Below are 8,242 nucleotides of genomic sequence, written 5' to 3' on the forward strand. Positions count from 1 at the left end.
CCCAGCAGGGTGAAAAATTCACCACCCCGCACATCCAGAGAAAGCCCCGAAATGATCGTGGCGTTCCCGAATTTCTTGACGGCGTTTCGAATACTGATGTCGACGCTCACAGATTTTCCTCCCTGGACGCTGTCCATGTTCTGAACATTTTCATAGTTTACATACTTATAAAAGAGTACACAAATTCACTTCGTTTGGCAAGACGCGCTGTTCAATGTGTTCGATGCTGCCAACAGGTTTCTGTGCATATTATTTATTTTTGAACACTTCCTATTGACGAAAACATTCTCGGGATAATAAACTTCGTTCAAAATTCAGGTTCAAAATTCAGTTTGAAGGAGGAAGGAACATGGAAAGGAAAGTCACGATTTATGGAAGCGATTATTGCCCGGACACGGTCGAGGCCAAAGATCTGTTCGAGAAAAATAAGGTCGAATACGATTACGTCGATATAAGTTCGGGAACCGCCCCCTTGGCGAAATTCCTCAAAATAAGGGATACCTCCGCGCTTTTCGATAATATCAGAGGAAAGGGAAGTATAGGGATTCCCACAATTGAACTGGAGGGGCGATATTATTTGTTTGGCGGGGCGGAGGAAATCCAAAAATTTATCGACGGCAACAAACTCTCTGCGTGAAACGGAGGGCATTCCACGTCGGCTCGTAAACGTCGCTTTTGATTTCAGGAGAATGTTTCTGTGTTAGGATGTATTCATCAATCTTCATCAATCTTCGGGAATCTTCGAGTCAAAATCTTCGGGTCAAATATTGGAAATTTGGAGCGATGAATTATGGAGAAAGAGAATTTCACGCAAAGTGTTCCCTCCTGCGGCCTGGATGAAAAATCGTTCGTGTTTGTCAGCTACGCCCACCAGGACTCCGCGACCGTTTATCCGGTCCTCGCGCGGGTGTTCAGGGCAGGATACCCGATCTGGTATGACAGGGGGATCAACGTCAGCTCAACCTGGACGGACGAAATCGCAGCGGCGATTGCAAAATGTGAAGCACTTCTCCTGTTTGCCTCAAAAAACGCGGCGAAATCCTCTTATGTGCGCTCCGAGGCGGAATACGCCCTCAGGCTGAAGAAAAAGGTCATTCCGATTTATCTCGACGATATGAGCGTCCTTCCGCCCGGCCTCGCGCTGAGCCTGACCCCCACTCAGGGCATTACGCGCGTTGACAGCGTGGAGGGCATCGCGGAACAGATCTGTTCCGCCCTTGTCTTTAACAGGATCAAACCTCTTTCAGCAGAAGACCTTCCCGCGTATTCTTCCACTTCTTTCGAAGGAATGCCCTTCGAGGGAAAAAAGGCAGAAGTCTGGAAAAAGTACGCTCTTTTCGGAGCGGCGGCCCTTCTTCTTTTCACGGCGCTGGCCTTTTTGCTCCGGGGACGTGAAAATCCCGTCAGAGTTTCAGAACCGACCGCGAATGTCACCGCTCATAAAGAAGAGGGAGTCAGGAACGACGAGGCTCAAACTCAGTTGCCCGACGAAGGCAAAAACGCGATTGTGAACAAAACGGACGTAACGCCCGCCAGCGCAAAAACCACGCGAACGTCCTCTCAATTTCAGTCGCAGTCCCAGTCTCAGCGATCCGGCAAAAGTTCGTCAACCGTGACCATAACCACAAGCGGAGGAAACGTAAGCGTAAGCACAAACGGCGCAAGTGTGAGCGTAAGCGCAAGCGGCGCAAGCGCCAGTGGTGGCAGAGGTGGAAGCGGCGGAAGTGCAGGAGGAGGCAGAGGTGGAAGCGGCGGCAATGGAGGAAGTGGTGGAAGCGCAGGTGTAAGCGTGAAAAAGTCAGCGTCTTCTGGCGCCTCGAACAAATAGAGCCGCTGACCTCAATGTCCTCTATTTTAACGAAGTCTCGAAAGAGAAGTATAGGGATTTCCACAGTTTAAATTAAGCAAATTCTTCAGGTGAAGCCGGGCTCATAAAATCAGTCTCTCGACTCTGTCGAAGCTGCCTTCAGGCTGAATGGCTTGAATTTCTTCCGTGTTGTTTTTGGTTGCGAGTGATTGTCTTATCCCTTCACTGCTGAAAGGGATGATGTTCGTCAAAACTTCGATGCCCAACGCGTTGAGAATTTTCATCACCGTGCTGATTCGTGGATCGGTTTCTCCTGAAAGAGCGGCGTACAGTGTTGAACGCGGCAAACCGGTTTTGCGGGAAAGTTCGGACCAGCCTTTCGCTTCCGCAACTTTGCGTAGAGTGGAAAGGAAGCAACGTATGTCGTTCGTTTTGACATATTCCTGAAATTCGTCCTGAATCATTTCCAGCGCAAGTGCTGGTTTTTCACGGTATTCTTTCACGACAAAGTCATCATATTCAGGCATAGTCAGAGCCAAAGCCAGAAGTTTTTCTTCTCTTGTTTTTTCGTTCATGGTCACACCTCGCTTATGCGACTGTTATATTCCTGCCAGTACGCTTTTGCCCGGGCAATGTCCTGCACCTGCGTTTTTTTGTCGCCTGCGCACAGCAACAGGACAACTATGCCGCCAATTTCCTTAAAATAAATCCTTACTCCGAAAGCGCGAAATCGTAATTCCAGTACACCCTCTCCTACAGACTCGCAATCTCCGTAATTACCTTGTAATACTCTTTCCATACGTTGAAGTACAGCCTTTTCCATACGAATATTTGCAATATTTCTAAACCAGGATTCGAACGGTACATCACCATTTGGAGTTTTGTAAAAAATGATTCGCTTTGAAGTTGCTTCCATGAAAAACTCCAATCTATTTTTGACCGATTGTAGTGTATACGCTACAATCGGTCAAGTAAGTCTGGAAAGAGTGGTCGTTATTCTGCGGTTTATCGTTATAAAGCGTTCCCTGCAGGAATCCCGCTTGAAATTTATTTTCACACTGACTTGTCAGACTTGCGGAATGCGCCAACAGGTTGAAGTCCCAAGGCTGCTTGTGAAGAACCTGAAAAAGTTAAAAGAACCCAAACAGATATTTAAACTCCATGATAACATAACGATTTGTCAGGCGGAGATCTGACAGTGAAACGAATGCTTAAAAGGAGTGGTCGGTGTGAAACAAACTGCGGAAAAACATGAACTCTTTCGAATGACCTGGAAGGAAATCGAGGCCGCTTTCGCAAAGGACCCCGTCGTTCTGATCCCGATGGGGTCCACAGAGCAGCAGGGCCCTCATACCCCGACGGGAGACTACCGGTGCGCGGAAGCGGTGGCCTCAGCCGTGGCGGCAAAAACGGGGACTTATTGTACGACGACGATTCCTTTTGGTTACTCGGATTACTTTCGAGGATTTCCCGGCACTATTTCCCTGTCGTTTGAAACGATGCTCGCGGTTTTGAGCGACACCTGCGAGTGTCTGATGGAGTGCGGCGTCAGACGCCTCATGTTCCTGAGCGGACACGCGGGAAACGGCCCCGTCCTCGACCGTCTGGCGAGGCGAATACGGCGGGAAAAAGGAATCATGATCCCGACGGTCGATCTGTGGCTCCTGCTGACTCCGGAATTCCGAAAAAAGGTCTTTGACGGCAAAAACCCGTCAGGGCACGGTTCGGAACCTTTAACCTCGCTGTCAACCTATCTTTATGAAGAAGATATGCGCCCGGATCTTCTCGGAGACTGGAAGACGGCAGAAGAAATTCATGGTTTCAAACCCAAAATGCTCGCCAAAGCGGAATATGAAGGTCAGGAACTTTCCATGTACTGGAATGTGGCGGACCTTTCCCCGTTTGGCATTACGGGCGGAGATCCGGCAGCGGGCACGGTGGAAAGGGGGCGGATTCTGTTCGAAGAAGTGGTGAAAAATTGCGCGGTATTGGTGGAAAAGTGGAAAAGCGTCGATCCGGCGTTGCCGACGATCTGGAAGTGAGATCCGGAAAAATATCGACGCGATCCACCTGACTTCATCAGGCAGTCAGCAGTTTTAAAGCGGTAACTTTAAGATTTGAAAGATTAAGAATTTGAATGATTGAAATTTGAAGGAGGAATAACTGTGCGTAAGACTCTGCTGGTAATGTTGACGGTTCTTCTGATTTGTGTGTTTGCGGGGGCGTCCTGGGCGGCGAAAAAGGAAATCCATTACGGAACCTGGGCCAGTGATGGAGAAGCCGCTTACGAAGGCATGAAAGAATTCAAAAAAGTCGTGGAAGACGCAACGGACATTGAGGTATTTCTCTACCCGTCCAACCAGCTTGGCAACACGGAGGAACAGCTGGAACAGGTACAGATGGGCACCATCCAGATGATGTCCAGCGGTCAGCCTCCGCTGAACGAAATCGAATATCTCAGTCTGCCGTACCTGATCAAGAGCCAGAAGAACTGGAACGCAATTCTGGAAAGTCCCATCGGACAGGAATGGAACAAACGCTGCATCGAGGAACGGAGCTCGCGTATGCTGGGACTCCTTGCCCGTGGCCCCCGCGTGATCAGCGCCAACAAGGTGATCAATTCAATAGAAGACCTGAAAGGCCTGAAAATCCGTTCTCCCGAAAGAGACTACTATGTTCAGACCCTGCAGGCTTTCGGATCGCAGCCGACGCCGATGGCCTATGGCGAAATTTACACTTCACTTCAGACGGGCGTCGTCGATGGACAGGAGAATCCGGTGGAGACAATTTATTCGGCGGGGTTTTATGAAGTGCAGAAATGCATCGTAATGACAAATCACATTGATAAACCGGCCTTTGTCGTCATCAACGAGGATTTCTATCAGGGCCTCTCCGAAGACGAGCGTAAGGCGGTCAACAGGGCGCAGAGCGCCGCGGAGAAGACCGCCGGCGAATTGATGCTGAAACAGCAGGATGAATTTCTGAAGAAGATGGAAGCGGCTGGCGTCGTCATCACTTATCCGGACCTGGCGCCCTTTGTTGCCGCCACGGAAAACGTCCGCAAGAGCCTGGGGATCAAGTCCTGGGGGGAGAAAAACTACGAACTGATTCAGGAGCTGGGAAATAAATAACCGGTTCGTCTGGCGCCGTCCGGACAGGCGGCGCCTGTTTTTCGTTCGTAACAATAATAAAGGGGAAAGCCTGTTATGAAGAATTCTAAAATAGTCCGTCTGTCGGTTGGACTTCTTCGGTTTGTGGTCGGTGTCATGTTTGTCGGCGTCGTCATTTTAACTCTGGCGCAGGTTTTTTTCAGATTCGTCCTCGCCAGTCCGCTCGTATGGAGTGAAGAACTGGCCCGTTTCATGCTGGTCTGGATGACGATGCTGGGCACGCCGATTCTCTGCTACGAAAACTCGCACCTCGCCATTACGGAGTTCGCGGCCTCCCTGCCGCCGGCTCTTCAGACCGTTGTGCGCGTCACTGCCGACATCATCGTCCTCGTCCTTTTCGGGGCCATTCTCTGCGCCTCACCCAAGCTGCTTCGCGCTTCCGCTCATATCGAATCCGGCGCGCTGGGCATCCCCTTCGTCTGGTGGAGAATTGCGGCTCCGGCAGGATGTTTGCTCATGGCCTTCTATACTATTTGCAACATTCAGGAAAACATCCGTGCTTTTTTGAGAGGCGCTTCCCAAAAATCCGGCGAAATTGAAGAAAAGGAGGCGCTGTCATGATTCTCGTAATGCTCGCCATTCTCGTCGTTCTTGTTTTGATCGGTATGCCTATCGCATTCGCCACGGGCGTCAGCTCACTTTTCTATCTTCTGAGCAACAACATTCCCCTCAACGCCATGCCGCAAAATCTCGTGTCCGGCATCAACTCGTTCACCATCTTCGCCATTCCTTTTTTCTTTCTGGCGGGAGAATTGATGAATTCCAGCGGCATTACAGACCGAATCATTAAATTTTCCATGGCCTTTGTCGGACATATTCGGGGCGGGCTCGCGCAGGTCAACATACTGGCGAGCGTTGTTTTTGCCGGAATTTCCGGATCGGCGACGGCGGACACGGCAGCGATAGGGTCCATTCTGATTCCCGCCATGAAAAAGGAAGGCTACGACGCGGACTTTGCCGCTGCCATTACGGTCGCCTCCTCGATGATCGGTCCCATCATCCCTCCCAGCATCGGGCTGGTTCTCTACGGCGTTATCGCGCAGCAGTCGATTGGTAAACTGCTGGCGGCCGGTATTCTTCCGGGTTTGGTCATCGCCGGCACGCAAATGCTCTACACTTATTTTTACTCCATTAAGATGAACTATCCCACGTCAAAAAAACTCGCGTTCCCCGAATTCTGGCGTTCCATCTGGCAGGGACTTCCCGCCCTGGCGATGCCCGCGATCATCGTCGTCGGCATTCTGAGCGGGGTGTTTACTCCAACGGAGTCCGCGGCAGCTGCCGTCTTTTATGGTTTTTTCATGGGATTTTTCGTCTATCGGGAATTCTCAGGCAAAAAGACATGGGATCTTTTCTCCAATGTGGCGCTTCGCAGCATCCGCATTCTCATCATCATCTCCTTTGCCACGATGTTCAGCTGGGTGGTAACGCGAGCTCAGGTGCCGACCAAAGTCCTGAACGCCATGCTGAGTTTTTCGAACAACCCGGATGTTCTGCTTTTTTGTATCGTTCTGTTTCTGCTGTTTATCGGAATGTTCATGATCCCCTCGGCCATCCAGATTGTCGTGACGCCGATTCTCGTGCCGGTCATCATTAAACTCGGCATCGATCCCATCCATTTTGGAGTCCTGCTGGTTTTTACGACGGGCATTGGATCGATCACTCCGCCTGTTGGAGTTTGCCTTTCCCTGGCGGCCGATATTGCGGGGATTTCCTATAAGCGTATGGCTATCGCGGTGCTGCCCCTTTATATTCCGATCTTCGCCGCAGTGCTGATCATCGCTTATGTCCCCTGGATTTCCACAGTTATTCCGTCGATTTTTTTCAAGTGATTTCAAGTGAGGAAATTAAAAATGACATCCTTAGTGCAACGCGCGCACGAATTAGAGCAGGATATGACGACCCTGCGCAGAAAGATTCACGAGAACCCCGAACTCGCTTTCGAGGAATACGAAACGACGAAATTAATAGAGCGTGAATTGAATAAATACGGCATTGAGACGCGGCCAAACGGGGATAAAACCGGCGTAATCGGCCTCCTGAAGGGCAGTGGAAAGGGGAAGGTGGCAGCTCTGAGAGCCGATATCGACGCGCTTCCCGTCACGGAAATGAGCGGACTCCCGTTCGCTTCCGCCTCGGCGGGAAAGTGCCACGCCTGCGGACACGACATTCACACGGCGGCGCTTCTGGGAGCGGCGCGGCTGCTCGCCGAAAGACGCGATGAACTTCACGGCGCCGTCAAATTCCTTTTTCAGCCTGCTGAGGAGTCGGTCAACGGCGCACGGACGATGATCGCCAACGGAGCTTTGAAAAATCCGGACGTAGACGTTATTCTTGCTCTTCACACCTGGCCGGACCTTCCCATTGGTTCCGTCGGCATCCGGAAAGGAGCGATGATGGCGGCTCCGGATCGCTTCCGCATCGTCATTCACGGCAAAGGCGGCCATGCGGCTCATCCCCACAAATCTGTGGATCCTGTCGTGGTCGGGGCAAGCATTATTATGAACCTTCAGACGATTGTGGCCCGTGAGATCTCTCCCGTAGATTCGGCCGTGATTACGATCGGCAAACTTGCGGCGGGAACGGCGTCGAACGTCATTCCTCCGACCGCGGAACTGGATGGGACCTTCCGCACGGTTTCGAAGGAAACGCGTCTGCACGTCCGGGAAAGCCTGGAGCGGGTCGTAACTCATACCGCCCTGAGTTTGAGAGCGACGGCGGACGTCGAGTTTTTCCCCGGCGGTCCCCCGCTGATCTGTGACGACGAAACTGTGGACGCGGCAGCCGACGCGGTACGGGCGCTTCTGGGCGGCGACACCGTGAAGGAACTGCCGTCGCCTTCGATGGGCTCCGAGGATTTTGCGGACTACCTTGAACACGTGAAAGGCGCGCTTTTGCGCATCGGTACGGGAAACCAGCAACCTGAATCCCATGTCGCTCTTCACAATCCTTCGATTCTTTTCGACGAAAGGGCAATTGTCACCGGCGCAATCGTCCTCGCCGGAGCCGCCTTTAAACTGACCGGCTCGGACTTCGATCGGCTGTTTCAATAACGGGCTTCACAAAAAAAGCGCAGGTGAAAACCACAAAAGCTCGTATCAGTTCCACAGGGGCCGATACGAGCTTTCTTAATTTAAATTAAGGCTGCCAGGGCTACTTATATTTCCCCAGCAGGCCCAGTTTTTCGAGCTGAGTCCGGATGTCGGCCCGCACGGCGTCGGTGGCGGGCTGAATCGGAAGACGGGGCGCTCCTCCAAAGAACCCC

At 51.6% G+C, this 8,242-nt stretch carries 9 protein-coding genes; 7 read left to right on the forward strand and 2 right to left on the reverse strand.

Annotated features, from left to right (window positions below):
* The first annotated feature begins 349 nt into the window (after nucleotides 1-349).
* Nucleotides 350-637 carry a hypothetical protein gene (locus LBR61_10450; protein MDR1732497.1) on the forward strand — a complete coding sequence of 96 codons (288 nt, stop codon included), beginning with the start codon at nucleotides 350-352 and terminating at the stop codon, nucleotides 635-637.
* Nucleotides 638-790: 153 nt separating this feature from the next.
* Complete coding sequence (locus LBR61_10455; GenBank protein ID MDR1732498.1) at nucleotides 791-1,828, forward strand: toll/interleukin-1 receptor domain-containing protein; 1,038 nt, start codon at nucleotides 791-793, stop codon at nucleotides 1,826-1,828.
* 101 nt (nucleotides 1,829-1,929) lie between these two features.
* On the opposite strand, the gene LBR61_10460 is transcribed toward LBR61_10455, so the two are convergent.
* Both LBR61_10460 and LBR61_10465 read right to left on the reverse strand, forming a co-directional pair.
* The gene (locus tag LBR61_10460; protein ID MDR1732499.1) at nucleotides 1,930-2,382 is read right to left on the reverse strand and encodes a putative addiction module antidote protein; all 453 of its coding nucleotides are present in this window, start codon (nucleotides 2,380-2,382) and stop codon (nucleotides 1,930-1,932) included.
* Between the two features lie 2 nt (nucleotides 2,383-2,384).
* The gene (locus LBR61_10465) at nucleotides 2,385-2,723 is read right to left on the reverse strand and encodes a type II toxin-antitoxin system RelE/ParE family toxin (GenBank protein ID MDR1732500.1); all 339 of its coding nucleotides are present in this window, start codon (nucleotides 2,721-2,723) and stop codon (nucleotides 2,385-2,387) included.
* 313 nt (nucleotides 2,724-3,036) lie between these two features.
* Here LBR61_10465 and LBR61_10470 point away from each other — a divergent pair, with 313 nt between their 5' ends.
* The 5 genes from LBR61_10470 (at nucleotide 3,037) to LBR61_10490 (ending at nucleotide 8,030) form a co-directional block, all read left to right on the forward strand.
* Nucleotides 3,037-3,849 carry a creatininase family protein gene (locus LBR61_10470; GenBank protein ID MDR1732501.1) on the forward strand — a complete coding sequence of 271 codons (813 nt, stop codon included), beginning with the start codon at nucleotides 3,037-3,039 and terminating at the stop codon, nucleotides 3,847-3,849.
* Between the two features lie 123 nt (nucleotides 3,850-3,972).
* Entirely contained in the window at nucleotides 3,973-4,938 is a 966-nt protein-coding gene (locus LBR61_10475; GenBank protein ID MDR1732502.1) for a TRAP transporter substrate-binding protein, read from the forward strand.
* A gap of 75 nt (nucleotides 4,939-5,013) precedes the next feature.
* The gene (locus LBR61_10480; protein ID MDR1732503.1) at nucleotides 5,014-5,538 is read left to right on the forward strand and encodes a TRAP transporter small permease; all 525 of its coding nucleotides are present in this window, start codon (nucleotides 5,014-5,016) and stop codon (nucleotides 5,536-5,538) included.
* Nucleotides 5,535-6,809: a TRAP transporter large permease gene (locus LBR61_10485; GenBank protein ID MDR1732504.1), complete on the forward strand. Its 1,275-nt coding sequence runs from the start codon at nucleotides 5,535-5,537 to the stop codon at nucleotides 6,807-6,809. Before LBR61_10480 ends, LBR61_10485 begins: the two co-directional genes overlap by 4 nt.
* A gap of 63 nt (nucleotides 6,810-6,872) precedes the next feature.
* Nucleotides 6,873-8,030 (forward strand): amidohydrolase, encoded by a 1,158-nt coding sequence (locus tag LBR61_10490; protein MDR1732505.1) that lies wholly within the window; start codon nucleotides 6,873-6,875, stop codon nucleotides 8,028-8,030.
* The last annotated feature ends 212 nt before the right edge of the window (nucleotides 8,031-8,242 follow it).

Source organism: Synergistaceae bacterium (genome assembly GCA_031272035.1).
Lineage (GTDB): Bacteria > Synergistota > Synergistia > Synergistales > Aminobacteriaceae > JAISSA01.

What these genes read in the sequence shown, in the direction of transcription:
- LBR61_10480 (MDR1732503.1), top strand. Translation starts at nt 5,014, where the DNA reads ATGAAGAATTCTAAAATAGTCCGTCTGTCGGTTGGACTTCTTCGGTTT.
- LBR61_10450 (MDR1732497.1), top strand. Translation starts at nt 350, where the DNA reads ATGGAAAGGAAAGTCACGATTTATGGAAGCGATTATTGCCCGGACACG.
- LBR61_10460 (MDR1732499.1), bottom strand. Translation starts at nt 2,382, where the DNA reads ATGAACGAAAAAACAAGAGAAGAAAAACTTCTGGCTTTGGCTCTGACT.
- LBR61_10490 (MDR1732505.1), top strand. Translation starts at nt 6,873, where the DNA reads ATGACGACCCTGCGCAGAAAGATTCACGAGAACCCCGAACTCGCTTTC.
- LBR61_10465 (MDR1732500.1), bottom strand. Translation starts at nt 2,723, where the DNA reads ATGGAAGCAACTTCAAAGCGAATCATTTTTTACAAAACTCCAAATGGT.
- LBR61_10485 (MDR1732504.1), top strand. Translation starts at nt 5,535, where the DNA reads ATGATTCTCGTAATGCTCGCCATTCTCGTCGTTCTTGTTTTGATCGGT.
- LBR61_10455 (MDR1732498.1), top strand. Translation starts at nt 791, where the DNA reads ATGGAGAAAGAGAATTTCACGCAAAGTGTTCCCTCCTGCGGCCTGGAT.